The following is a 26,241-nucleotide window of genomic DNA, read 5'->3' as shown; positions in this document are numbered from 1 at the left end:
TTACGTCAATCGCTTTTGCTGCCTTCCGGTAGCGCCAACTCGACTCTAAAACAGCAGCCGTTGGGCTGACGATTGCTCAATACAACCTTCCAGCCTTGCAGCTGGCAGATACGATGGACAAGAGAGAGACCAAGCCCCAGTCCTTCTCCTCGCCCTGCACTGCCCCGTACGAAAGGCTTGAAGACTTCGTCATGCTGAGCGTTGGGAATACCCGTGCCCGTATCCTCAACTGTAAACGCCGTCTCTTCCAGCGTCAGGCGAATCTCTCCGGAATCCGTGTAATGAAGAGCATTACGCAGGAGATTGCTCATGACTGACCGCAGGAATGGAGCGTTATAAGTGTGTAGCGGATTATGAAGCCCGGGCTCATATCTTAAGGTTAACCCCTTCGCTTCAATCGCACCTTGCCACTGCTGCACCAGTTCATCAGCAATTGTTGTGAGCGAACTGCGAGGTGCAATCACGGCTACATCACGTTGCGCTCTAGCCAACTGAAGGAAGGTTTGCACCAGATCCCGCATTTCTTCGGTAGCACTCATCATACGCTGCAGCTGGGCCTTACCCCTTGGGCTTAAGCCTGGGTCCTCAGCCAGCAACTCGCACGATGTAGCAATTACCATCAATGGAGTACGCAGCTCATGACTGACATCACTAGTAAATAGCTGCTCTCGAGTCAGGGCATCGCGTAGCTGCCCTAACGCATCATCAAATGCTGCTGCCAGTTCTCCCACCTCATCATTGGTGTAATCAGGGGCCAATGGCGGCGCCATCAACAACATTTGATCACGGTGACGAACTTGGCGAGCCAGACGACTGACCGGAGCAATGACTCGGCGCGCCAGCAACCAGCCCAGCAGGCCTGATAGCGCAACGCTTAGTAAAAAACCCTTGAGCACGACGCGGTAAAGCGCTTTTTCTCGTCGCTCGAAATCACTCTGATCCTGCAAAAGAATGTAATGCCGGCCGTCCTGGAAACGAACCCAGGCATAGTAATAACGGCCGCTCTCCTTAACTTCGCTAAAGCCCGGCTTGAGCCCGACCAGATCGGGAGGCAACGACTGCGGCTCGTTCTCAGGAGCGTAATAAAGCTTCATGCCAGGATCCAGCACAGGCTGGCCACCGTTTCGCATGTCTCTTCGCAACATGCGATTGAGCTCATTGCTCATGTCTTCGGAGATCAACTGCTCCTCGACCAAATGCACAACTTCGACAATGCCAAAAGAAAACAGACCGCCAACCACGGCAGTCATCAGCACAAAGGCAATGATAATTCGACGTAAAAGGCTCTGCTTATACTCCATGACCATCATTCGTCAGTCGATAGCCTACACCGTGGACGGTATGAAGCAGGGGTGTTTCAAAGGGCTTATCAATGACTTGGCGAAGCTGGTGAATATGACTACGCAGGCTGTCGCTATCAGGGCAGTCATCACCCCAAAGCGTTTCCTCCAGAACTTCTCGCCGGATTACATGGGGACTCTTTTGCATAAGGGACGCAAGCAGCTTGAGACCAATAGGATTTAGCTTGAGAGACTTGCCGGCGCGGCTGACCTCTAGCGTATCCAGATCATAGACAAGATCGGCCACTTGCAACTGGCGTCGGCCGCCTCCCCGCGTTCTGCGCATGACCGCTTCAACCCGAGCAGCCAGCTCCGACAAGGCAAAAGGCTTAACCAGATAGTCGTCTGCGCCAGAGCGGAAGCCCTTGAGGCGATCATCCAGTTGATCACGCGCTGTTAGCATGATAACCGGGGTATCGCGTCGTGCATCTTCACGTAAACGCTGACACAGCGTGTACCCGTCGATTCCTGGCAGCATGATGTCGAGGATCAGCAGGTCATAATGCTCAGTTGCCGCCAGATGCAGGCCCGAAAGCCCATCCTGGGCACAGTCAACCGTATAACCTTTGAGACTCAAGTAGTCCATCAGGTTACTCAAGATATCGCGGTTATCTTCAACTACCAGAATACGCATGAACTCACCTCATTGCCTCGTGATAGCACCGCAGGCGTGTTTAACATTTTTTTCACTGCCCATTCACTTGGGCATAACACGATACAGCGCACCGTACAGGGAGCCCTGTTTGATCTGTTTAGATCGAAACGCCGCCTGACCTGTAAATAATTTCTTCCCTCTAGGATACCCATGAACGCTTCTGCTTACTCTCGCCCGCTCAACTTTTTCTGGGCGTTGGGTCTGCCTTTGGCAGTAATGATTCTTTTATTAAGTATTGAGCCCACACGCCTGGACTTTGCCCTGGCAGACGCCTTTTATGATCCAGGCACAGGATTTATAGGGCGACACAGCGCATTCCTTGAGGATGTTTTGCATGATCGAGCCAAACAACTTGTTATTCTGATCGGCCTTATTGCGATTGCCGGCTCGATCCTGAGCCTTTTTTGGCCTCCATTGAAGTCTTGGCGAAAATCTTTGGGGTATCTGGTGCTTGCCATGGGCACTTGCACAGCCATTGTCATGCCGCTGAAAAAGCTAACCGACGTCCCCTGCCCTTGGAGTCTGGTTCAATATGGGGGCAATCAGGTTTACTCCCCACTATTGTCAGAACGCCCCGCCACGAATAAAGCAAACCTGTGCTGGCCCGGTGGCCATGCTTCCAGCGGCTTTACGCTGTTCGCGTTCTATTTCTTTCTGCGTGACCGTCGTCCACGCTTGGCACGCCTTGCCTTAACGACGGCGCTTGCGCTGGGTTGCGTCTTTTCTGTCGGTCGAATGATGCAGGGAGCGCACTTCCTTTCACACAACCTATGGACCGCGCTCTTCGATTGGCTGATCTGCCTGGGCTTTTATCGACTAATGCTTTATCACCCAACTCCCTCTTCAGAAAAGGCCACCTCCGCTACGCCTGCACTGTAATTATTACGGTCATAAAAAAGCCCGGCCATATGGCCGGGCTTTTTCAGCTGAGGAGCTGGGCTTACATCATGCCGCCCATGCCACCCATGCCACCCATGTCAGGCATTGCCGGAGCAGCCTTGTCTTCTGGGATATCGGCAATCATCGCTTCAGTGGTAACCATCAGGCCACCAATAGAAGCTGCAGCTTGCAGTGCGCTACGAGTCACTTTGGCTGGATCAAGAATACCCATCTCGATCATATCGCCGTACTCGCCGCTAGCGGCGTTGAAGCCGTAGTTGCCAGAGCCCTGCTTAACCTTGTCAACCACAACGCTTGGCTCGCCACCAGCGTTGGCAACGATCTGACGCAGAGGTGCTTCAACCGCACGACGCAGCAAGGTGATACCTACGTTCTGGTCTTCGTTGTCGCCCTTCAGGTTTTCGATAGCCTGCAGAGCACGTACCAGAGCAACACCACCGCCAGGCACCACGCCTTCTTCAACGGCTGCACGAGTAGCATGCAGGGCGTCTTCAACGCGGGCTTTCTTCTCTTTCATTTCGACTTCAGTAGCCGCACCCACCTTGATTACGGCAACACCGCCAGCCAACTTGGCCAGACGCTCTTGCAGTTTTTCACGGTCGTAGTCGGAAGAAGTTTCTTCAACCTGAGCACGGATCTGCTTAACGCGAGCTTCGATATCAACCTGGACACCAGCACCGTCAATAACGGTGGTGTTTTCTTTGTTGATCACAACGCGCTTGGCTTGACCCAGGTGCTCCAGAGCGGTGCTTTCCAAGCTCAGGCCTACTTCTTCGGAGATCACAGTACCGCCAGTCAGGATAGCGATATCCTGCAGCATGGCCTTACGACGATCGCCAAAGCCAGGCGCCTTAACAGCAGCAACCTTGACGATACCGCGCATGTTGTTGACAACCAGAGTAGCCAGGGCTTCGCCCTCGACGTCTTCAGCAACGATCAGCAGCGGACGGCCAGCTTTGGCAACGGATTCCAGCACCGGCAGCATTTCGCGGATGTTGGAGATCTTCTTGTCAACCAGCAGCAGCAGCGGGTTGTCCAGCTCAGCAGACATGGTGTCTGGCTTGTTGATGAAGTAAGGAGACAGGTAGCCACGGTCAAACTGCATGCCTTCTACAACAGACAGTTCGTTTTCCAGGCCGGAACCTTCTTCAACGGTGATAACGCCTTCTTTACCAACTTTTTCCATGGCTTCAGCAATGATGCTACCAATGGATTCGTCGGAGTTAGCGGAAATAGTGCCCACCTGTGCAATGGCACGGAAATCGGCGCAAGGCTTGGACAGCTCTTTGAGCTGGGCAACAATGGCGATGGTCGCCTTGTCAATGCCACGCTTCAGATCCATCGGGTTCATGCCGGCGGCAACTGCTTTCAGACCTTCGTTAACGATGGACTGAGCCAGAACGGTAGCAGTAGTAGTACCGTCACCAGCTGCATCGTTGGCCTTAGATGCAACATCCTTGACCAGCTGAGCGCCCATGTTTTCGAACTTGTCTTTCAGTTCGATTTCTTTGGCAACGGAAACGCCGTCCTTAGTGATGGTCGGAGCGCCGAAGCTCTTATCCAGGACAACATTACGACCTTTCGGGCCCAGCGTCGCTTTTACAGCGTCAGCCAGAACGTTTACGCCGACCAGCATTTTCTTACGGGCGGAGTCGCCGAATTTGACTTCTTTAGCAGCCATGTTCTTTTTCCTCTAAACGAATTCGGTGGAAACAGGGATCGGCAATTAGCCTTCCAGTACAGCCAGGATCTCGGACTCAGCCATGATCAGCAGTTCTTCGCCATCAACCTTAATGGTGTTGCTGCCGGAATAGGGGCCAAATACTACTTTGTCGCCAACCTTTACGGCTGGAGCGCGAACTTCGCCGTTATCCAGAACGCGACCGGTTCCTACCGCAACGACTTCACCACGATTCGGCTTCTCGGCAGCCGAGCCCGGCAGCACGATGCCGCCAGCAGTCTTGGTTTCTTCTTCGCTGCGACGGATCACGACGCGATCATGCAGAGGACGAAGCTTCATAGTCGTATCTCCTAATATGTAAGCGTTTCCAATTACCGGTGAAGACCACCGGCCGTTTTGTTTTAACCGGCTTCGCCGGGTGCACCCCGCAGAACGGAATGCGAATTCAGCCTGCCATCGGCAAGAACCTTACGGTGTCCGCTACATGAGGTTGTAGAAAATCATTTCAAGGGGCAGAGCTAAAAAATTTTCTAAATTCAGCGATTAAACGGCTTCTTATCATCCCTTCGCTCATACTCACCCTCTATCACACGAGGCCCCTCTGAGCGCTGGCGATCCTGATGAAAATCACCAGGCTTATGCTGATACGTATGCCCGCCGCTACGCACGTTGATCCGGGCCATTACAGAGCCTATTAACATCTTGCGTGTTACCGGCAAAAGCACCAGCAGAGCCAGTACATCACTGATAAAACCGGGCAGGACAAACAGAGAGCCACTGACAGCCATTGTCAGTCCCTGCATGATTTCCTTTTCAGGCACCTCACCCATGGCAATACGCATACGCGCCCGCCAGAGCGTTGTAAAACCAGCTACACGAAGCATGCCTATGCCCGTCAGGGTACTCAGGATCAGCAGGATTAACGTCCAGCCGACTCCAATGGAGCTACCGATCTTGATCATCACGGCCAGCTCCAACAGGGGAAACAGTAAAAACAGAAAGAGGAATTTGCGCATCGCAGTGTCCTTTGGGGCCTCCAAGGCCCGAACATACCAAAGCTTCAAAGTGGCGTTGACCAGCGACTAATTCAACCCTTGCCCTTGGAATGGTAATGATAATAAGGGCTTGAACCCAGGCAATACGGGCTTTTGCATTAAAGAAAGGAGTGTTACAAGGTATGGCTCTTAAGGCGTTCAATAAAAAAGGCGCCTTAAAGGCGCCTTACATACGCAATTACCACGTCACACCGATACCAGCGCTGTACTGAGTTTCGTTAAGACTGCCCTTTGCTCCGCTGACCAGCTGTTTTGACGCCTTCAGATTAAGAGACGCCCAGTTGGTAACCTTATAACGAAGGCCTACATCTGTATCCAGGCTGAAGCTGGCCGTATTGTCCAAGGGGCGTCCTACCTCACCTATGGTGAAAAGTTGGACGGTCTGGCCATAAACATAACGGTTATAGTCCCACTTCATGGACACTGAATAAAAGCTGTCCTTGTCGCCATCACGGTATTGGTAATCGGCACGAGCCAGAAGTGCTGTCAGCGAGAAGGCACCCAATTCGTTATCCCAAAACTGATAGCCTGGACCTGTACCAATGTTACGCTGGCGAGAGATCTCTTCGACCTTATCCCTGTCATAGGACAGTCGTCCCTGCCAGAAAAATCTTTCATTAAAGAAACGATCCAGTGCGTACTGAAGGGACCAGTTATCTGTAGAGACTGCTCCATCCTTCTTTTCGCGGTCGTAACTACCCTGGGCGTTATGACGCCACATGCCATGCCGTGCCTGGGTCTTGAAATCTATATCGTAGTCGTCGGTATCTTTGTCGGCACGCTTGTAATTCAATGCCGCATCGATATTACCTTTCCACGAAAAGTCATGCAGCAGCGGCCTTGGTGGCACAATCTGACTGATGCTAGCCAGAGGAACGGTCTGCACGCCCTGCTGTTCCGTTTCGACAATGACCTGGCCCTGACTTGCTGGTTTGAGGCTCTTGACCTCAATATTGCTCTCGTATTCGCCGCGCTGTACCAACACGGGTTTATCGCGTTGTAGCGTAGCTACCTTGTCCCAGGACAACGGGATAGAGCCACCGTAATCGGTCTGCAACAATAGCTTCTTGCTGTCTAAAAGCTTGATCGTCCCGGTCAAGCGGTCACCATTTTTCAACCATACCGTGTCCGCAAATGCGGCACTGGAGACGGCAGAAAAAGCGGCAAGGCAAAAGAGAGTTCGTGACAACATAAAAGACGCCGTTGTAAAGAGATGAGCCGGTTGCGATTGCCCGGTTCTTGTTAAGAGAGCAGGAATGACGCTAGGTAATAAATACGCAGCGTTTTACGCCAAGCGCATATGACTGATTTCTATTGATAAATTCCACAGGCGCAGCATTTCTTTGCTTATTTTTTGAAATACGTCGAGTTCAGCAGCATGATTCAGCCTCCTTTCGAGCATTCAGCTACACCTGAAAATCGCCAGTCGGCGCTCTTCGGAGCCATGGCTGTGATACCGCCCGGAAAGGTAGTCAGTTATGGCCAACTGGCTGAACTAGCCGGATTGGGACGCGCAGCCCGATGGGTAGGGCGAACGCTCTCCCGTTTGCCGGAGGGGACAACCCTTCCCTGGCATCGCGTCATTGGGGCTGATGGGCGAATCAGTCTGCCCTCGGATTCCCCTTCCGGAATAGAACAACGACAGCGTTTGTTAGCTGAAGGCATCATTTTTCGTAACGATCGTGTGGACATGCGTCGGCATAGGTGGAATCCACTTGAGGCTTGCGAGTAGAGTGTGTGTTTTTGTAAATATCGGTTCGCATGATCAGAAACTTTTGGCGAGAAGCCCTCGCCACGTACAAGTCCCCTGCATGTCTGGCATTGCTGCTAATGGGTTTTGCGGCAGGCCTTCCGACGATGTTGGTTTTTTCCACTCTGTCCGTCTGGCTAAGGGAGGCCGGTGTCTCGCGCGAAACCATTGGCTATGCCAGTTGGATTGGCCTTGCCTACGCCTTTAAATGGGTATGGTCGCCCATGCTGGATCAATGGCGCCTGCCGATCATTGGCAGCTTGGGACGTCGGCGCTCTTGGCTGGTTCTGTCGCAGATACTCATCGGCATAGGCTTGGTGGGCATGGCACTGTGTAACCCGCAGTACCACCTGAGCGCTATGATTGCGCTGGCTGTCGTTGTGGCCTTCTCATCAGCCACACAAGACATTGCAGTTGATGCCTATCGACTCGAAATAGCAGAAGACTCACGGCAAGCGGCCCTGGCAGCCTGCTATATGACCGGTTACCGAATCGCCTCCCTTCTAGCAAGCGCAGGAGCACTCTTCCTCGCCGAAATGCTTGGCTCCAGTTTACTGAATTACAGCCAGTCGGCCTGGGCCACTACGTATATGCTTTTTGCATTGCTGGTACTGCCGGGCCTGCTAACCAGCCTTCTTATTCGCGAACCTCCTCTGGCAGCGCCCATGGGGCTGGCCGACTCGCGCTTTGGCTTTAATCACCAACTGCTTTCGGTTGCACTTGTTCTGGTCATGCTGATCTCGATACCTGCCATGATTAATGCGGTTATCGATTTCGCCTGGCCTCGCGCCATTTTATATGCGTTGTTTATCACTGGCTGTGTATCTCCCTGGGGGCGTCGAATCTATGAGCCCATCAAGGATCTGTTGGAACAGATTCGTCAGCCCATGAACCTGCACCAAACCGCCAGCAATGATAACGAAGTCCCCCGCTTCGACTTTGCCCACCAGGCGGTCTCGGTCATTGTGTTGATCGTACTGTGTATTGCTGTCACCGGCGGCTGTCAGGCTTTTTTTGGAGGCTATTGGCCTCGAGGCCTGATGTACCTGTCGATCACTCTTATCTGTCTGTCCAGCTCGGGACGCAAGCTCATGGGCCCAGTTCTGACGCCAGTCAGTGAGTTCATCCAGCGCTACCGTTGGCAGGCACTTATGCTGCTGGGACTGATTTCCACCTATCGTCTGTCCGATACTGTCATGGGCGTTATGGCTGGCGTGTTCTATATCGATGTTGGCTATAGCAAGGAAACAATTGCTATGGTTAGCAAGGTATTTGGCGTGGTGATGACGCTATTAGGCGCAGCTGCAGGCGGGGTTCTGACCGCTCGCATCAGTATTCTGCCAATTCTCTTTCTAGGCGGCTTGGCCTCAGCGCTGACCAATCTGTTGTTTGCCCTGATTGCCACAACAGGTGCCAGTACGATGCTTCTCATCATTGCCATCTGCTGCGACAACTTTAGTGCGGGCCTTGCTTCTTCGGCTTTTATTGCCTATTTATCCAGCCTTACAAACCTACGCTTTTCTGCTACCCAATATGCCCTGCTCAGCTCGTTGATGTTGCTGCTGCCTCGTCTGCTAGGCGGCTATTCTGGCAGCATGGTCGAGCACGTTGGATACGTATCGTTTTTCATGATCACGACACTGTTGGGAATTCCAACCTTGATATTGATCGCCCTGCTCTGGTTACAGCAACGAAAGACACCAAGCCGGGAAGCTACAGGCGAGCCCACCACGCCATAGCGCTCAATAAAAAGCCCGCATCAATGCGGGCTTTTTGTCATTCGGTAGCAGAAGGTTTCTCCGACACCATGTGTACAACTCGCTGAGGGAATGGGATACCGATTCCGACTTCAGCCAGCTGATCGCGTGCACGCTCATTTAGCATGAACATAAGCGGCCAGTAGTCCCCACTGTTGGTCCAGAAGCGTAGTGACAGGGTAATGGCACTGTCGCCCAGCTCAGAGACCACAACCTCAGGCGCAGGATCATGATGAACACGGGGATCCTTAGTCAGCTTGAGTAGCATCTCCCGCCCTTTCTGTAAGTTGGCTTCGTAGTCAACACCAACATTGAAAATGACTTTTCGCTTAGGCTGACGTGAGTAATTAGTGATAATGCCGTTCGACAATGTGCCGTTAGGTATGGTGACAGTCTTGTTATCACCAGTCAGCAGGATCGTATGAAAGATCTGGACTGATTCGACAGTTCCCATGACGCCCTGAGTCTCGATGAACTCGCCGACCCGATAAGGCCGAAACATAAGAATCAGTACCCCGCCAGCGAAGTTCGCAAGGCTACCTTGCAAGGCCAGGCCCACCGCCAGGCCTGCCGCACCAATCACAGCGACAAATGATGTAGTGGCAATACCGATCATGGAGGCTACGCTGACGGCAAGCAGCACCTTGAGCACGATATTGGCCAGGCTACCCACGAAACCAAGCAGCTCGGCATCGACACGACGCGCTTTTAGCAGGCGGGCCATGTTATTCGTTACTTTGTTGATGACCCACCAGCCAATAGCCAAGGTAATCAAGGCCAGCAATAGCTGAGCGGTATACTGCAGCAGGATCGGCAACCATGCCTCAGAAGCTTTGAGTAGGCGATCGAACTGCGTACTAAAATCCATCGTGAGATTCTCCGTAAATCAATGGAAATGACCGGCCAATAGCCGTTAGTCACGCCAAGTGCGACGTACCGGTACTTCGAAGGTTCCGTTGAGACGAACTACATGAAAGAAGCTGGAATCAATCGCGGAAGTTATTGAATTGAAGTGGCATGCCCAGTTCCTGACCGCGCAACAGGGCAATTACTTCCTGAAGCTCATCGCGCTTTTTGCCAGTAACACGGACCTGCTCCCCTTGAATGGCGGCTTGTACCTTGATTTTGCTGTCCTTGATCGAAGCAACAATCTTCTTGGCTAATTCTTTATCGATACCTTCGCGCAACGTAGCCTCCTGCTTGACCACCTTGCCTGATGCATAGGCATCTTTGAGTTCAAGGCATTGCACATCGATTTTGCGCTTGGCCAGATTGAGCTTGAGTATTTCCAGCATTTGCTCAAGCTGAAAATCGGCTTCCGCTGTCATTGTTATCGTGAGTTCTTTGAATTCGAAAGAACCCTTTCCGCGCAGATCATAACGGCGATCCAGCTCTTTCATTGCGTTATCGACCGCGTTGGTCACTTCGTGCTTATCCAGTTCGGACACTACATCAAAGGAAGGCATGTCATATCTCCATGTAGGCCAGACGCTTGAGAGTACGTCTGGCTTGACGATCAAAAAGGGGCAGCCATTATAACGACTGTGGTCGATTACCCGGAATTCCATCATGCCAAGTCGTGAGCAATGAATTCCTTCTCTTTTCATTAGCGAGGTGTAGCGTCATGAGCTGGCATATTCTGGGAGCGGGAAGTCTGGGAGGTTTATGGGCGGCACGCTTGTTCCGAGCCGGCACTCCGGTACGCCTGATTTTCCGGGACCGCCTGCGCCTGGCTCAATACCGTACTGCCGGAGGGCTTTCCTTACGTGAGGGTGAACAGGACAGTCTTTATCCATTACCTGCTGAAACACCTCAGGATGCGTCTCCTATCCGACGCCTTCTGGTGACCTGCAAGGCCTATGATGCTGAGAATGCAGTTGCGGCAGTAGCCTCCCGCCTTGTTCCAGGTGCTGAAGTGGTTCTGCTACAGAACGGCATTGGCAGCCAGGAGCGTGTAATCGAGCGCATCCCACGAGCGCGCTGCATACTGGCAAGTAGCACAGAAGGTGCCTTCCGCGAGTCGGGTTTTAAAATCGTGCAAGCCGGAAAAGGTCATACCTGGTTAGGTGACCCCATTCACCCTGAACACACGCCTGACTGGCTCGGTGAGCTCAACGAAGCGGGCATACCTGTTCAATGGACAGCAGATATTCAAAGCCAACTCTGGCGGAAGCTTGCCATCAACTGCGCCATCAACCCTCTGACGGTGCTCTATAATTGCCGTAACGGCGAGCTTAATGCGCATGCTCACGAAATCAATAAAATTACCAATGAGCTTGGCAGGTTACTAAAGGCAGTTGAACACGAGGATCTTGCTCCTGGGCTTCAGGAAGCCGTATTGGCCGTAATTGACGCCACTGCCGATAACACCTCATCAATGCTTCAGGATGTTATCTATGGACGCCGTACCGAGATCAGCTTTTTGCTTGGTTATGCCTTGCAAGAGGCTCAGAGGCATGGACTTATCCTGGAGACACTGGAACAGCTCTATCGCCGACTGAGGGATCATCTGGAAACCCATGGATTGCCGGTAGACTAAGCGCAGGCTACCCTTTCCGCTCCTATTGCAGCGATGTAAGCCATGATTCTGCGCGAGCGACTCAGAAATCTCCCGGTTGGCCAGAAACTGCTGGCTGCTCTTCTTGTGCTGCTGAGCGCTGTACTGTTGGTAGCCAATATTACTTTTATCTCTGCCGCCTACTGGATATCACAGGAAAACATGACGCCCCAAGCGTTGCAGACGGTTGGTCGGCTGCTGGCAATTCCAAGCCTGAGTCAGGAAGCCTTAAGTTCGAAAGAGCGAGCCGAGGCTCTGCTGCAGAGACTCGATAATTACAGCCCACTGCGCCTGGCTGCTATCTATAACCAGGACGGCCATTTACTTGCAGAAGTACAGAACGGCACGCTTCTCAAATTACCGACCCATTACACGGATCTGGAAAACTGGCGCCTGCGAGAATTTCGTACGAATGTGCTGATTGACCTTCCTCAAGAGGATGGCCGCTCAGGACATCTATTACTGGTTGCCAGTAGCGAGTTACCTGGCGCTTTTTATACCGGAACGCTAACAGCCAGTATTGCTATTCTGGTGTTCAGCCTCCTGCTTTGGTTTGTTGTAGCCAGACAGATTCGCCTGCTCATTACTCGTCCGATCCTTCAATTGGAAGAGCTGTCTCGCCAGGTTACTCGCGAAGAAAATTACGCTCTACGCGCTGGCAAGGGCAGCGACGACGAGATAGGCCGGCTGGCGGATGCCTTTAACACCATGCTGACCCGTATCGAAGGTCGCGAACAGCAACTCAAGCGTGCCCGGGATGATGCCCAATCCGCAGTGCTCCAGGCACAAACCCTGGCCGAAGAAACGCGCCGCTCAAACCGAAAGCTCGAACTGGAAGTTCAGGTGCGCGGCAAAATCGAGAAAAAGCTTACTGGCTTTCAGAACTACCTTAACAGCATCATCGACTCCATGCCCTCAGCGTTGATTGCGGTCGATGAACAGTTCTATGTCACGCAATGGAATCAAGAAGCAACCAACCTCTCAGGTACAAACCTGGACGAAGCATTGAACCAGCCTATTTTTTTGGCCTTTCCATCAATCAAACCGTTCCTCCCCCAACTCAGCCGTGCCGCAGAGCACATGAGAGTGGAAAAGGTAGAGCGTGTAACCTGGGCGCTGATAGACGCGCCCAGGCATTACACATTGACGTTCTATCCACTCATGGGAGGCGCTGGACGAGGAGTAGTCATCCGGATCGACGACATCACTCAACGGCTGAATATGGAAGAACTCATGGTGCAGTCGGAAAAGATGTTGTCGGTCGGTGGACTGGCTGCCGGGATGGCGCACGAAATCAATAATCCGCTCGGGGCAATCCTGCATAACGTCCAGAATATCCGCCGCCGGCTTTCGCCTGAACTGCCCAAGAACATCGAGCAGGCAGCAGAGTGTGGAGTGGGGCTGGAGGATGTAACCTGCTATCTGGAAGGACGGGAAATTCCTCGCCTACTGGATGGAATTCATCAGGCAGGAAGCCGTGCGGCTAAAATCGTGAGTCACATGTTGGCATTCAGCCGGCGAAGCAATCGCAAGATGGTCGCCTGCGACCTACCCTCCCTGATCGATCAAGCTATCGAGATTGCCGGTAATGACTTTGATCTGGCAGAGGGCTTCGACTTTCGGGCACTTCACATTGAATGCGAGTTTGATCCTGACTTAGGTCCCGTACCTGTTATCGCCAATGAACTTGAGCAGGTCCTCCTGAATCTGTTGAAGAATGCTGCCCAAGCCATTCATCAACGTGATGACGAGGAAGAAGGCGAAACGGGGCGTGTCATGCTGCGCACTTATCGCAGAGGTGATTGGGCTGAAATCCAGGTCGAAGATAATGGCATCGGGATTCCAGAGTCGATCTGCAAACGGATCTTCGAGCCCTTCTTCACAACAAAGGAAGTAGGACAAGGGACCGGCCTGGGGCTGTCAGTGTCTTACTTCATCATTACCAATAACCACAAGGGACAAATGGAAGTCCATTCCAGACCTGGTGAGGGCACCTGTTTTACCTTGCGCCTGCCGCTTAATCAGCCAGAGGCAGGCAATAACTGATACCAAGGAGTCTATACATGGGCTATCGCCTGTCAAAAATCTACACCCGAACCGGTGACACAGGAGAAACCGGTCTGGCAGACGGTAGCCGCGTCCGTAAAGACCATCCACGTATTGAGGCCATTGGCGATGTAGACGAGCTCAACAGCATGCTGGGTGTCTTGCTTGCAGAGCTGGAAGACCAGCAGACCCGCACTCCGGAGCTGACAGCCATCATTGACATATTGGCCCCTTGCCAACATCGTCTATTTGACCTGGGTGGCGAGCTGGCGATGCCAGGCTACCGCGCGCTAAACCAACAAGAGATTGAGCGGCTGGAGCAGGCAATCGATACCTGGAACGAAGAGCTGGGCCCCCTCAAGAATTTCATTCTACCCGGCGGTTCGCGCGCAGTTGCACTCGCCCATGCTACACGCAGCATTGCTCGACGTGCCGAGCGGCGTTGCCAGACACTGAATCTCAGCGAGCCACTCGAAGGTATAGGGATGGCTTATCTGAATCGTTTTTCAGACCTGCTCTTTGTCGTAGCGCGTATTATTGGTAGACGCCAAAATGTTCCCGAGCGTTTGTGGAAACCGATCCAGAATGTGGAGCATAACGATGGGTGAGCCCATCGCTGTTGCACCAACACGTCGCCGCGAAGGATTACATGCCACCTGGGATGGATTCATCATCGTATTGGTGTGTGCAAACCTGGCCTTGATTCTTTTTGACAGCCTTTATTCGATCGGCCCACTGAATCGCCTGCTTGAGCTAGCCACTCCCGCAGGACATGAATGGTACGCTAGCCATATTCATGCAAACTTCCAGAAAATAGACCTCTGCTTTGTTGCCTTTTTCATTCTCGACGTGTTGCTGGGCTGGGCCATTGCTATCGCAGAGCATCGCCATAGCAAGTGGTACTACTATCCTTTCATCCATTGGTATGACGTATTAGGTTGTATTCCCCTCGGAGGCTTCCGTCTGTTGCGGGTATTGCGCATAGTCTCCTTGCTTGTTCGCCTGCAGCGCCTAGGCATCATCGACATTCGCCATTGGCGCCTCTATAACTTCATCAACCACTACTATCAGCTCGTAATGGAGGAAATTTCAGATCGCGTCATGATCAAGATTTTTGGCGAGATACAGGCAGAGCTGCGTACACAAGATGACTTTTCCAGCCGAGTGATTGATGACGTCATTCGACCGCGCAAACAGCAACTGATTGATGCTGTCGCGTCACGGGTACAACGAATGATCGATGAGAGCTATGCCCATAATCAGGCTACGTTACATCGCTATGTAAGCGAGTTAATCAGCTCGGCAGTAGCTGAAAACGAAGACATTAAATCCTTGAAGCGGCTTCCTATGGGAGACCGCCTCGCTAAGTCCCTCGACAACACCCTTGCTGACATTGTCAATCGCTTGATTCATGAAGCCGTAAGTGGATTGCAGTCGCGTGACTTCAAGGCATTGGCCAGTCGTATCGCTGATCGCAGCTTTGATGAAAGCTTACCCAGAGGGCAGACAGACCTTGACGAGGTGCTGGTTGAGATCCTTGAAGTGTTTAAACAAAAAGTGATTGCCCGCCGCGCCAGCGAAATTGGTGAGTTACTACTACCTACCCCCTTGGTTGACACTTCGCGAACCAAAGGGCCGGGCATACAGCGTTAGACTCCGGTGCCGTTGTCCGCACCGGAATTCAAACGTTACTCTGCGGGCCAGAATGCACGGATACCGGCTACTCCCTGAGCGCCTAGCGCCCAGGCACGAGACAAGTCAGCTGGTCCTAGACCACCCAGTAAGTATGTCGGATGGTTAAACCCTTTCAACAGCTCTCCCGCAGCGTCCCAGCCCAATACAGGGGCGCCAGGATGAGACTCGGTCGGCTGGACAGGTGAAAGCGTTACAAAGTCGACATTCATCTGCTTGGCAAGCTCAAGTTCTTCAGCGTTATGACAGGAAGCTGCCAACCAACGATGCTCAGGAAAAGGCCTTCCATTAGCAGCGTAACGACGTAATTGCTGGCTGGTTATATGCCACCCTGCAGCTGGGAAATCACCTAACCATTCCAAGGGTCCCTTAAGCATCAGCTGAGCACGGCCAGCACATAGCCCTTGAGCATCTACGGCGAGATCACGGTATTGAGGGTCGAATGAGGCAGGTGTACGCAGCTGAATCAGCTCAATACCTGCATCCAATGCCCTGGCAATGCCATTAAGTAGTGCCTTTGGCTCAAGGTCACCAGGCGTTATCAAATAAGAGCGTGGTAATCGGACAGCTTTGACAATAGGTATATTGGCTTCAGGAAACTCATAATCAGGCAACTCACGCGGCCTTACCCAGGCCAGTGGCTGACCCTCAAGTCCTTTCGCCTCGCCTGAAAATCCGGTGACCTCCCACACGTCCAGCAATACCGATTTGTCCGTATAGTCATGACAAACCTGAATCAGCGGACGGCTGGCTTCTACATGAATACCCAGCTCCTCTTTCAGCTCGCGAGCTAGAGCAGCTTGAACACCCTCACCTGCCTCAACTTTCCCACCCGGAAACTCCCACAGACCGCCCTGGTGCTGATCCTTCGATCGCTTAGCAATCAGCACCTGCCCCAGGGAATTGCGAATAACCGCTGCCGCGACATGAACCCGACTCATGAAATAACCTCTTTCTCTTTCAATGCCTCCTCATGCCAGTGCTGGAATGCAGGCCATGAGTAAATGGCGTCTACATACGCATCTGCTTCAGGCGGCAGGGACACAGAATAACTTTTCAAACGTGTGGCAACAGGCGCATAGAAAGCATCAGCAATACTGGCTCGCCCAAACAGGAAAGGCCCGTGCGCACCAAAGCGTTCACGGCACTCTGCCCACAATGAACAGACACGCTTGATATCATTTTCAGCTTCGGCAGGCATTGTTGCCAGCCGTTGCCGGCGCTTCAGATCCATAGGCAAATGGTTACGAAGTGCTGAAAAGCCACTGTGCATTTCAGCGCACAATGAACGAGCCATAGCCCGTGCAGAGGCGTCAGTAGGCCACAGCTCTGCCTTGGCATAGTTCTCGGCCATATATTCAGCAATTGCCAGAGAATCCCAAATCACCCCGTCAGGTGTTTTCAATACAGGCACTTTACCAGTCGGCGAATGCTGCCTTAAACGTGCGCGGCTGTCTGGCGTATAGAGCGGAATACGAACCTCATCATAAGCAGCACCGGAAAGCTCCATGACCAGCCAAGCTCTCAACGACCAGGACGAATAATTTTTGTTACCGATAACCAGGGTAAGAGACACGCGCCTCTCCTTATCCATAATCTTATGACTATAGGAGCACAAGAGAGGCGCGTTATGAAACGATTCCTCTATAAACCGGAAACGTTTCGCGTCAGGTACGATATTCCGCGTTGATCTTCACGTATTCATGGGACAGATCTGTCGTCCAGATTGTCTCACTGCAATGACCACGACCTAGCTCGATACGAATACCGATCTCTTCTCTACGCATGACCTCAGCGCCCTGTGCTTCGGTATAGGTAGCGGCGCGTCCACCCTTTTGAGCAATGCAGACATCGCCCAGGAAAACATCGATCAGACTGACATCCAGCTCGGGGACCCCCGCACGCCCAACCGCTGCCAAGATTCGCCCCCAGTTGGGATCAGAGGCAAACAAGGCTGTCTTGATCAGTGGTGAATGCGCCACCGCATAGGCTACGTCCAGGCACTCCTGGTGATTCTTGCCACCATTGACTTCGACTGTCACAAACTTGGTTGCCCCCTCACCATCACGAACGATAGCCTGGGCCAGCTCCATGGAAACCTCAAAGACCGCCTGCTTCAGGCGAGTAAAAAGCTCACCGTCGGGCTTGTCGATTTCAGGAAGCGAGGACTTACCAGTAGCGATAAGCATGCAGCAATCATTGGTAGAGGTATCGCCATCAATAGTGATGCGATTGAAGGATTTATTAGAGGCGTCTCGTAGCAAATCCTGCAGAACCGGCTGGGCTACTTTTGCATCTGTCGCAATGTAACCCAGCATGGTTGCCATGTTAGGGCGAATCATTCCAGCGCCCTTACTGATCCCCGTCACGGTAACGGTTTCGCCCTCAAAAGTGAACTGCCGGCTCGCGCCCTTGGGCAGCGTATCAGTCGTCATAATGCCGGTAGCCGCTTGAACCCAATTGTCTGCCTTGAGATCAGCCAGCGCTGCTGGCAGTGCTGCTTCGATCTTTTCAACAGGCAATAGCTCACCAATTACGCCCGTTGAAAATGGCAGAACGGCTGAGGCATCTACACCCGTTAAATCAGCCAGCGCCTGACAGGTACGCTCTGCAGCTGCCATTCCTGGCTCGCCTGTACCTGCGTTAGCGTTACCTGTGTTGGTCAACAGATAACGCACATTACCTGCGAATCGCCTGCGCGCCAGAACAACCGGAGCGGCACAAAATGCATTGGTCGTAAAAACCCCAGCAACCCGCGCACCCTCTTCACAACGCATCACAACCACATCCTTGCGTCCCGGACGCTTGATGCCGGCAGAAGCGATGCCAAGCTCAAACCCTGGAACAGGATGTAACGTAGACAAAGGGCCGAGACCAACAGCCATGAAGTTTCTCCTGTAGCTAACAATGAAACGCCGCGAGCGGCTAAGCCGGTCGCGGCGATAGGATCACAACGCTTTCACGTCAGCCGGGCATTAGTCCAGCTTACCGTGGCAATGCTTGTACTTCTTGCCGGAGCCGCACGGGCAAGGCTCATTACGACCTATTTTCTGCTCGTTACGTGTAGGCTCAAGCGGCACGACAGTGTCTTCACCCTCTTCCGGCGCTTGTACTTCAGGCTGTGCGATGGAGGGCGCTTCGGCGTGCTGGAATTGCATGCGCTTGGCCAACTCTTCGGCTTCATGACGCATCCGAGCCTCTTCCTCAGCTGCGTCCTCACGCCGAACCTGAACATGGGACAGTACACGAACCGTGTCACGCTTGACGTTTTCCAAGAGTTCTTGGAACAGATTGAAGGACTCGCGCTTGTACTCCTGCTTCGGATTCTTCTGCGCATAACCCCGTAGGTGAATACCGTGGCGCAAATGATCCATCGTGCTCAGGTGATCTTTCCACAGATCATCCATGACGCGCAGCAGCATCTGCTTCTCGAAGCTGCGTAACGCCTCAGCACCTGCCAGATCTTCTTTTTCATGATAGGCAGCTACAAGTGCTTCAAGGATCTTCTCGCGAAGCGTTTCTTCGTACAGCTTGTCGTCCTCATCCAGCCATTGCTGAATCGGCAGCTTGAGTCCGAAGTCGTTGTAAAGTGCCTCTTCAAGCCCGGCAACATCCCACTGCTCAGGCAGGGATTGCGGCGGAATATGAGCGCTGAAGGTTTGCGCCAATGCATCACGGCGAAACTCGTTGATGGTCTCACCCACATCCTGCGATTCAAGCAGGGTGTTACGCATGTGGTAGATGACCTTACGCTGCTCGTTGGCAACATCATCGTATTCAAGCAACTGCTTACGAATATCGAAGTTTCGGCCTTCCACCTTGCGCTGGGCCTTCTCGATGGCGTTGGTCACCATGCGATGCTCGATAGCCTCGCCTGCTTCCATGCCCAACGCTTTCATGAAGTTTTTCACACGGTCTGATGCAAAGATACGCATCAGGTTGTCTTCAAGCGACAGATAGAAGCGGCTGGAGCCCGGGTCACCCTGGCGACCCGCACGGCCACGGAGTTGGTTATCGATACGACGGGACTCATGGCGCTCAGAAGCAATCACATGTAGGCCGCCCGACTCAATGACCTGCTGATGACGCTTCTGCCATTCAGCCTTTACCTGAGCGATCTGCTCTTCAGTAGGATCTTCAAGCGCAGCAACCTCTGATTCCCAGTTACCGCCCAGGAGAATGTCTGTACCACGACCAGCCATGTTGGTAGCAATCGTTACCATGCCTGGACGACCCGCTTGAGCGATAATCTCAGCCTCACGGTCATGGTATTTGGCATTCAGAACTTTGTGCTCAATGCCCTCTTTCTGCAACAGCTGGGACAGGTACTCGGAGCTCTCAATCGAGGCAGTACCCACCAGTACAGGACGGCCTGACGCCTGGCATTGCTTGACGTCAGTGATGATAGCTGCGTATTTCTCTTCCTGCGTCAAATACACCAGGTCATTGAAATCCTTACGCGCCAGCGGCCGGTGAGTCGGAATCACAATGACATCCAAACCGTAGATCTGACGGAACTCGAATGCCTCGGTGTCTGCTGTACCTGTCATACCAGCCAACTTGTTGTACAAGCGGAAGTAATTCTGGAAGGTAGTAGAAGCGAGTGTCTGACTCTCAGGCTGGATTGGAAGTCCTTCCTTGGCCTCGATCGCCTGGTGCAGCCCTTCGGACAGGCGACGTCCTGGCATGGTACGACCGGTGTGCTCATCGATGAGCAACACCTGATTGTCCTGAACAATATATTCCACATTGCGGTGGAATAGCTTGTGTGCACGAAGCCCTGCGTAGACGTGGGTAAGAAGAGACAGGTTATGTGCTGAGTAGAGGCTTTCACCTTCAGCCAACAGTTCCGCCTGGGTTAGCAGTTCCTCGATAAACTGATGGCCTAGCTCGGTAATTTCCACCTGACGCGTTTTTTCGTCAATGGTGTAGTGACCTTCTTTCTCTTCCTCTCCCTCAACAGCCTCGACTTGCCGCTGAAGACGAGGAATGAGTTTATTGATCTGCATATACAGCTGAGAACTGTCTTCAGCCTGACCCGAAATGATCAGCGGAGTACGTGCTTCGTCAATAAGGATCGAATCCACTTCGTCAACAACGGCAAAATTCAGCTCACGCTGATATTTTTCCTCAATACTGAAAGCCATGTTATCGCGAAGATAATCAAAGCCGAATTCATTGTTAGTACCGTAGGTGATGTCTGCGGCGTAGGCAGCACGCTTTTCCTCTGGGGGTTGGAACGGTAAAACGATGCCTACCGTTAAACCGAGGAACTCATACAAGGGGCGCATCCAGTTCGCATCGCGACGAGCCAGATAATCGTTCACGGTTACAACGTGAACCCCCTTACCGGATAAGGCATTCAAGTACACCGGCAATGTTCCCACCAGCGTCTTACCTTCACCTGTACGCATCTCGGCAATCTTGCCTTCGTGAAGCGTCATGCCGCCAATGAGCTGAACATCAAAATGGCGCATACCCATCACGCGCTTGCCCGCTTCGCGAGTTACGGCAAAAGCTTCAGGCAAGATATCGTCCAGTGTCTCGCCTTTTGCAAGACGTTCCTTGAACTCGAACGTCTTGGCACGCAATTGCTCGTCGGACAACCCAATAATCTGCTGTTCCAGCGCATTGACGGTCTGTATGACCTTACTCATGCGCTTTACTTCTCGCTCGTTTTTACTTCCAAAGAGTTTCTTTAACAAAGGCGCAAACATATCGACTTGGGTCTTCCACTCGGAGAAATGGGGGGCGGCGGATCGGTGCCATCGCCCGCGCCGTCAAAAAGACAATGGGGCATTCTACTCGGAAACGCCGACGAGAAAAGGTTGACATCACTCAAAGGTCGGATTTCTAAACAGGTTTATCTGTATCTTTAGGCTCATCTGTTACCATGCGCGTCCCTGTCTGGAGTGCGCACGCATGGTTTTTCGTCCAATTATTGCTGTAGCGCCTGCCACCTTACTTCGGCAGGCTAAACCCTTAAAACCGTTACTGTATCAGGCTGAGCGGCTTGAGCGACTTCAACGCCTGGTTGACGCACAGCTGCAACCGGCAGCGCGCGAACACTGTAAGGTCGCCACTTGGCAAGACGGCTGTCTACTTCTCATTATTACAGACGGACATTGGGCCACGCGGCTGCGCTATCAACAACGTCGTTTGCTGCGGCAGCTTCAACAATCCTCAGAGTTTGCAGCCCTTCAAAAGATATTGTTCAAGGTAAAGCCCAACCCTGACCCAAATCGAAAGCCAGGTCCAAAGCGCGAACTTTCAAATGTAGCAGCAGAAAGCCTGCTGTCGATTGCAGAGGGCATCTCGGATCCTTCACTGCGTGCAGCGCTTGAGCGACTAGCCAGTAGAGCGCAGCCGAAAAAGACAGATCAATAAAAAAGCCACCCTTAGGTGGCTTTTTAACACGCTTTACTTACACAGCAGCCGCTGGCCGCATGTAAGAAATAGGTGCATCGCTAGAGCCCTCGAAGGTTACAACTTCCCAGGCATCTGGCTGAGCAATCAAGGCACGCAGCAAACGATTGTTCATTGCATGTCCGGACTTGTAGCCACGATACTCACCAATCAAGCTTTTGCCTAATAGGTAAAGGTCACCAATGGCGTCCAGTATCTTGTGCTTTACAAACTCATCTTCGTAACGAAGACCGTCTTCGTTAAGCACCCCATGCTCGTCTACAACGATAGCGTTTTCTACACTACCGCCCAAAGCCAGGTTATGCGAACGCAAGAATTCCAGATCACGCATAAAGCCGAAAGTACGCGCTCGGCTTACTTCCTTAAGAAAGGAAGTGCTGGAAAAGTCTACGGAAGCCTTTTGAGTGCGCCCACTGACCACAGGGTGATCAAAGTCGATTTCAAAGCTAACCTTGAAACCATCAAAAGGCACAAACGTCGCACGCTTATCACCGTCTACGACGCTAACTTCACGTTTGATACGAATGAATTGTTTTGCAGACTCCTGCTCTTCAATCCCAGCGGATTGAATCAGGAAAACGAAAGGACCAGCGCTTCCATCCATGATCGGAACTTCAGCGGCGGACAATTCTACATACGCATTGTCGATGCCCAGACCTGCCAGTGCAGACAACAAATGCTCCACAGTGCCGACCTTGACACTATTTTGAATGAGATTGGTCGACATCGTGGTTTCGCCTACATATTCAGCCCAGGCGCGAATTTCCACGACTGGATCTAAATCAATGCGGCGAAACACGATTCCTGTGTCTACAGGGGCAGGCTTCAGGGTGAGATAAACCTTTTCCCCTGAGTGAAGGCCTACGCCAGTAGCGCGAATAGTGTTCTTGAGTGTGCGTTGTCTAATCATGACAGTTGCCGTTCATCGCTGATCGCGAATAGTTGTCAATAATAATGGGCCGATCATAACAGAACGGCCCATTAATTCCCACTAATCACACGGATTGCATTGATTAATCTATTCAATCAGCCTGACGACGTAGGAACGCTGGAATATCCAGATAATCCAGATCGTCATTCGGATTCATCTTTGCTGCAGCCGCAGAGCTTGTATGGTTCTGGCTACGCATAACAGTAGGACGATCCAAGTCACGGTAGTTTACGGCAGCATGTTCCTGACGCGTTGCAACGCTAGCCTGTTGGGCCGAGTTATCGACGACTTTAACTGGCTTCTCAAGACGAGCACCCAGACCAGTAGCCACTACTGTAACGTGGAGTTCATCACGCATTTCTGGATCAATTACCGCACCGACCTTGACGGTTGCATGCTCAGAAGCGAAGTCCTCGATGATTTCACCTACTGCTGCGTATTCGCCCAAGGACAGATCCAGACCTGCAGTAATGTTGACCAGAATACCGCGAGCACCATGCAGATTAACGTCTTCCAAGAGCGGATTACGGATAGCCGCTTCAGTTGCTTCACGCGCACGGTTCGGCCCACTGGCATGACCAGTACCCATCATGGCCATACCCATTTCGCCCATGACTGTCTTAACGTCAGCAAAGTCGACGTTCATCAAGCCAGGACGCTGCATGATATCGGAGATACCACGAACCGCACCGGCCAGGACATCATCAGCTTTAGCGAAGGCTGCGAGTAGGCTGGCGTCCTTTCCAAGAATGGTTAGCAGCTTCTCATTGGGGATGGTAATGAGAGAGTCAACACACTCGGAAAGGGAACGAATACCTTCATCAGCCACTTGCATACGCTTACGGCCTTCAAAAGGAAACGGGCGAGTAACCACAGCAACAGTGAGGATGCCCATCTCCTTGGCAACTTCAGCAATGATTGGAGCGGCACCGGTACCGGTACCACCGCCCATGCCTGTGGTAATGAAAACCATGTCAGCGCCTTCAAGGACTTCCGCGATACGCTCGCGATCTTCCATGGCTGCCTGGCGGCCAATTTCAGGGTTGGTACCAGCGCCTAGCCCCTTGGTAACACCAGGGCCTAACTGCAGCACGGTACGAGAGCTCACGTTTTTTAGCGCTTGTGCATCAGTATTGGCGCAGATGAATTCGACGCCTTCGACGCCGCTTTTCACCATATGGTTAACGGCGTTACCGCCACCACCACCTACACCAATGACCTTGATGACTGCGCTCTGTGGAATATTGTCTACGAGCTCAAACATAATCCCCTCTCTTCCTTTCGGTTTTCGCCTACTGCTGCCGCGATTGAATTTGATTACAAGTTGCCCTGGACCCAGCGCTTAACACGCTCCAGGACTGAATTCTTGGGTTCGTCACTGCTATGTCCACCGGTGATGACCGGCACGTTGTCGGATTGCTTTTGCAATCCATAGAGCAACAGGCCCACACCTGTTGAATAAATTGGGTTACGCACAACGTCGGTCAGCCCCTTGACCGTCTGCGGTACACCAAGGCGTACCGGCATATGGAAAATCTCCTCGGCGAGTTCAACTGCCCCTTCCATTTTCGCAGTGCCGCCGGTTAATACGATTCCAGCTGGAATCAGGTCTTCATATCCGCTGCGGCGCAACTCTGCCTGAACAAGCGTGAAGAGTTCATCGTAACGCGGCTCAACCACCTCAGCCAATGCCTGACGTGAAAGTTCACGTGGCGGTCTCTCCCCTACACTGGGCACCTTGATAGTTTCCCCAGCATTAGCCAATTTCGCCAAAGCACAAGCATACCGAATCTTGATCTCCTCCGCATATTGTGTAGGAGTTCGCAACGCCATGGCGATGTCATTTGTAACTTGATCACCTGCAATCGGTATGACAGCGGTATGGCGGATGGCACCCTCCGTGAAAATAGCGATATCAGTAGTACCTCCACCAATATCCACCAGACATACACCTAATTCTTTTTCATCATCTGTTAGCACGGAATAGGCAGAAGCCAACTGTTCCAGAATGATGTCATCGACTTCCAGCCCGCAACGGCGAACACATTTCTCAATGTTTTGCGCAGCGTTTACCGCACAGGTCACTACATGAACTTTAGCTTCCAGGCGAACGCCCGACATCCCAAGCGGCTCACGTACGCCCTCCTGATTGTCGATAACATAGTCTTGAGCCAAAGTGTGCAAGACCCGTTGATCAGCTGGTATCGCTACAGCCTGAGCTGCATCAAGAACACGATCAATATCGGCAGGGCTAACCTCCCGATCACGAATAGCTACAATGCCATGGGAGTTCAGGCTACGAATATGGTTGCCTGCGATCCCTACAAATGCCGAATGAATACGGCAGCCCGCCATCAGCTGGGCTTCTTCTACAGCACGCTGAATAGACTGAACCGTGGATTCAATATTAACCACTACGCCTTTTTTCAACCCGCGGGAAGGATGCGTGCCGATGCCCACAATTTCGACCTGACCATCAGAAGACACCTCACCTACCAAGGCCACGACCTTCGAGGTTCCGATGTCCAGTCCGACGATCATCTTGCCGCTCTGCACGTTCGCCATGTTTGTTGAATTCTCCTCAATTCTTTATTCGGCACGGGCTGAGGCTACAGTTGTGGGAGCTACCGGCTCACGCCACGCCACCGCCAGCCCGTTTGGGTAACGCAAGTCGATGCGAGTAATATTGGCCATCTGATCCTTGAGTACTTGGTCATACATCTTGACAAAGCGCCGCATCTTGTCCACAAGGTCATCACGACCAAAAATCAATTCAACGCCCTGGCCTGTTGTCAGGAACCAACTCCCCCGATCATGCATTTCCAGCCGTGTAACTGTGAACCCAAGCGGGCGCAGCATCTGGCTGAACAACTGATACTGCTGCATGACCTGCTGCTGTGCGCGTTGCGGGCCGTGGAGTCGTGGCAGGTTGTCGTAATGAGCCAAGTCCTTGGGTGCAAAGGCATCTCCCTGGTTGTTCAGCAGGGCCTCATCCCCCCAGCGAGCGACTGGAAGTTGCTCCTCCAGATGAATAGCGACTTCATCTGGCCAGACCCGACGAACTTCTGCGTGGGCAATCCAAGGCATCTGCTCAAGTGCCTGACGCATATTGGCTAGATCGATTGAAAAAAACGTTCCGTCGGCATAAGGCGCAATACGCTGTTGCACTGCCTCTCGACTGATATAGCTCAGGTCACCTTCGACATTAACCTTTGTAATTGGACGATCCGCATAGGGCAGTAGCTGTTGCGACAGCTCATAGGTGCCAAACCCAAGCCCTACCAGCAAAAGTGGCCAGGCCACACGCTTGAAGAGATTGAAGCTGGGCTTCGGCAGGCGAGCCGATACAGGCTCCTTTTCTACCAAGCGGCTCGCACCTCGAGGCGGCACCTTGCCGCGAAGCGGGACGCGACCTAATCCAGGTTGTGTATGACGAAGTGTCGTGACCATG

Annotated in this window: 24 protein-coding genes; 8 read left to right on the top strand and 16 right to left on the bottom strand. The window is 52.5% G+C overall.

Translation table 11 applies throughout. The features are described from left to right. Positions 1-5: 5 nt before the first annotated feature. Complete coding sequence (locus IEX86_RS07605) at positions 6-1,301, bottom strand: sensor histidine kinase (protein ID WP_188865529.1); 1,296 nt, start codon at positions 1,299-1,301, stop codon at positions 6-8. Next, on the bottom strand, positions 1,291-1,974 hold the full coding sequence (locus IEX86_RS07600) for a response regulator transcription factor (RefSeq protein WP_188865528.1): 684 nt from the start codon (positions 1,972-1,974) through the stop codon (positions 1,291-1,293). The genes IEX86_RS07605 and IEX86_RS07600 overlap by 11 nt, the downstream gene beginning before the upstream one ends. Positions 1,975-2,145: 171 nt before the next feature. Here IEX86_RS07600 and IEX86_RS07595 point away from each other — a divergent pair, with 171 nt between their 5' ends. After that, entirely contained in the window at positions 2,146-2,874 is a 729-nt protein-coding gene (locus IEX86_RS07595) for a phosphatase PAP2 family protein (protein ID WP_188865527.1), read from the top strand. Positions 2,875-2,935: 61 nt separating this feature from the next. Here IEX86_RS07595 and groL read toward each other — a convergent pair whose 3' ends face one another. From groL to IEX86_RS07575, 4 genes are all read right to left on the bottom strand, one after another. Further along, positions 2,936-4,576 carry a chaperonin GroEL gene (gene groL, locus IEX86_RS07590; protein ID WP_188865526.1) on the bottom strand — a complete coding sequence of 547 codons (1,641 nt, stop codon included), beginning with the start codon at positions 4,574-4,576 and terminating at the stop codon, positions 2,936-2,938. Positions 4,577-4,621: 45 nt separating this feature from the next. Continuing rightward, the gene (locus tag IEX86_RS07585) at positions 4,622-4,915 is read right to left on the bottom strand and encodes a co-chaperone GroES (RefSeq protein WP_188865525.1); all 294 of its coding nucleotides are present in this window, start codon (positions 4,913-4,915) and stop codon (positions 4,622-4,624) included. 197 nt (positions 4,916-5,112) lie between these two features. Beyond that, the gene (locus IEX86_RS07580; RefSeq protein ID WP_188865524.1) at positions 5,113-5,592 is read right to left on the bottom strand and encodes an FxsA family protein; all 480 of its coding nucleotides are present in this window, start codon (positions 5,590-5,592) and stop codon (positions 5,113-5,115) included. A gap of 217 nt (positions 5,593-5,809) precedes the next feature. Next, positions 5,810-6,823, bottom strand: a complete 1,014-nt coding sequence (locus IEX86_RS07575) for a DUF481 domain-containing protein (RefSeq protein ID WP_188865523.1) — start codon at positions 6,821-6,823, stop codon at positions 5,810-5,812. 186 nt (positions 6,824-7,009) lie between these two features. Between IEX86_RS07575 and IEX86_RS07570 the strand changes: the two genes are divergently transcribed. Both IEX86_RS07570 and IEX86_RS07565 read left to right on the top strand, forming a co-directional pair. Continuing rightward, on the top strand, positions 7,010-7,363 hold the full coding sequence (locus IEX86_RS07570) for an MGMT family protein (RefSeq protein ID WP_188865522.1): 354 nt from the start codon (positions 7,010-7,012) through the stop codon (positions 7,361-7,363). 29 nt (positions 7,364-7,392) lie between these two features. Continuing rightward, complete coding sequence (locus tag IEX86_RS07565) at positions 7,393-9,120, top strand: AmpG family muropeptide MFS transporter (protein WP_188865521.1); 1,728 nt, start codon at positions 7,393-7,395, stop codon at positions 9,118-9,120. Positions 9,121-9,157: 37 nt separating this feature from the next. Here the strand turns inward: IEX86_RS07565 and IEX86_RS07560 are convergent, their stop codons facing one another. Both IEX86_RS07560 and IEX86_RS07555 read right to left on the bottom strand, forming a co-directional pair. Further along, positions 9,158-10,006: a mechanosensitive ion channel family protein gene (locus IEX86_RS07560; RefSeq protein WP_188865520.1), complete on the bottom strand. Its 849-nt coding sequence runs from the start codon at positions 10,004-10,006 to the stop codon at positions 9,158-9,160. Positions 10,007-10,124: 118 nt separating this feature from the next. Continuing rightward, positions 10,125-10,604, bottom strand: coding sequence for a YajQ family cyclic di-GMP-binding protein (locus IEX86_RS07555; protein ID WP_188865519.1), 480 nt, complete (start codon positions 10,602-10,604; stop codon positions 10,125-10,127). Between the two features lie 158 nt (positions 10,605-10,762). Here IEX86_RS07555 and IEX86_RS07550 point away from each other — a divergent pair, with 158 nt between their 5' ends. Genes IEX86_RS07550 through IEX86_RS07535 form a run of 4 tightly spaced genes read left to right on the top strand, consistent with a single transcriptional unit; the run spans position 10,763 to position 15,394 of the window. Then, entirely contained in the window at positions 10,763-11,677 is a 915-nt protein-coding gene (locus IEX86_RS07550) for a putative 2-dehydropantoate 2-reductase (RefSeq protein ID WP_188865518.1), read from the top strand. 42 nt (positions 11,678-11,719) lie between these two features. Further along, positions 11,720-13,741, top strand: a complete 2,022-nt coding sequence (locus IEX86_RS07545) for a sensor histidine kinase (protein WP_188865517.1) — start codon at positions 11,720-11,722, stop codon at positions 13,739-13,741. Positions 13,742-13,758: 17 nt separating this feature from the next. Beyond that, complete coding sequence (locus tag IEX86_RS07540) at positions 13,759-14,349, top strand: cob(I)yrinic acid a,c-diamide adenosyltransferase (RefSeq protein WP_188865516.1); 591 nt, start codon at positions 13,759-13,761, stop codon at positions 14,347-14,349. Further along, the gene (locus IEX86_RS07535; protein ID WP_188865515.1) at positions 14,342-15,394 is read left to right on the top strand and encodes an ion transporter; all 1,053 of its coding nucleotides are present in this window, start codon (positions 14,342-14,344) and stop codon (positions 15,392-15,394) included. The genes IEX86_RS07540 and IEX86_RS07535 overlap by 8 nt, the downstream gene beginning before the upstream one ends. Positions 15,395-15,429: 35 nt before the next feature. Here IEX86_RS07535 and IEX86_RS07530 read toward each other — a convergent pair whose 3' ends face one another. From IEX86_RS07530 to secA, 4 genes are all read right to left on the bottom strand, one after another. Then, complete coding sequence (locus tag IEX86_RS07530) at positions 15,430-16,374, bottom strand: Nudix family hydrolase (RefSeq protein ID WP_188865514.1); 945 nt, start codon at positions 16,372-16,374, stop codon at positions 15,430-15,432. After that, entirely contained in the window at positions 16,371-17,009 is a 639-nt protein-coding gene (locus IEX86_RS07525; RefSeq protein WP_188865513.1) for a glutathione S-transferase family protein, read from the bottom strand. The genes IEX86_RS07530 and IEX86_RS07525 overlap by 4 nt, the downstream gene beginning before the upstream one ends. A gap of 91 nt (positions 17,010-17,100) precedes the next feature. Then, complete coding sequence (gene argJ, locus IEX86_RS07520; protein WP_188865512.1) at positions 17,101-18,318, bottom strand: bifunctional glutamate N-acetyltransferase/amino-acid acetyltransferase ArgJ; 1,218 nt, start codon at positions 18,316-18,318, stop codon at positions 17,101-17,103. A gap of 90 nt (positions 18,319-18,408) precedes the next feature. After that, positions 18,409-21,150: a preprotein translocase subunit SecA gene (gene secA / locus IEX86_RS07515; protein WP_188865511.1), complete on the bottom strand. Its 2,742-nt coding sequence runs from the start codon at positions 21,148-21,150 to the stop codon at positions 18,409-18,411. 205 nt (positions 21,151-21,355) lie between these two features. On the opposite strand from secA, the gene IEX86_RS07510 reads away from it, so the two are divergent. After that, on the top strand, positions 21,356-21,820 hold the full coding sequence (locus IEX86_RS07510; protein WP_188865510.1) for a DciA family protein: 465 nt from the start codon (positions 21,356-21,358) through the stop codon (positions 21,818-21,820). A gap of 37 nt (positions 21,821-21,857) precedes the next feature. Here IEX86_RS07510 and lpxC read toward each other — a convergent pair whose 3' ends face one another. The 4 genes from lpxC to IEX86_RS07490 all read right to left on the bottom strand — a co-directional run bounded on the left by lpxC (position 21,858) and on the right by IEX86_RS07490 (position 26,240). Continuing rightward, positions 21,858-22,769 carry a UDP-3-O-acyl-N-acetylglucosamine deacetylase gene (gene lpxC, locus IEX86_RS07505; RefSeq protein ID WP_188865509.1) on the bottom strand — a complete coding sequence of 304 codons (912 nt, stop codon included), beginning with the start codon at positions 22,767-22,769 and terminating at the stop codon, positions 21,858-21,860. Between the two features lie 112 nt (positions 22,770-22,881). Continuing rightward, positions 22,882-24,054, bottom strand: a complete 1,173-nt coding sequence (gene ftsZ, locus IEX86_RS07500; protein WP_188865508.1) for a cell division protein FtsZ — start codon at positions 24,052-24,054, stop codon at positions 22,882-22,884. A gap of 53 nt (positions 24,055-24,107) precedes the next feature. Further along, positions 24,108-25,355 carry a cell division protein FtsA gene (ftsA, locus tag IEX86_RS07495; RefSeq protein ID WP_188865507.1) on the bottom strand — a complete coding sequence of 416 codons (1,248 nt, stop codon included), beginning with the start codon at positions 25,353-25,355 and terminating at the stop codon, positions 24,108-24,110. A gap of 24 nt (positions 25,356-25,379) precedes the next feature. Beyond that, positions 25,380-26,240, bottom strand: coding sequence for a cell division protein FtsQ/DivIB (locus IEX86_RS07490; protein WP_188865506.1), 861 nt, complete (start codon positions 26,238-26,240; stop codon positions 25,380-25,382). Between the last annotated feature and the right edge of the window lies 1 nt (position 26,241).

The sequence above is a fragment of the Pseudomonas asuensis genome (assembly GCF_014646755.1).
In the GTDB taxonomy this organism is placed as follows: Bacteria; Pseudomonadota; Gammaproteobacteria; order Pseudomonadales; family Pseudomonadaceae; genus Chryseomonas; species Chryseomonas asuensis.
This window is presented reverse-complemented; position numbering and strand designations above follow the sequence as displayed.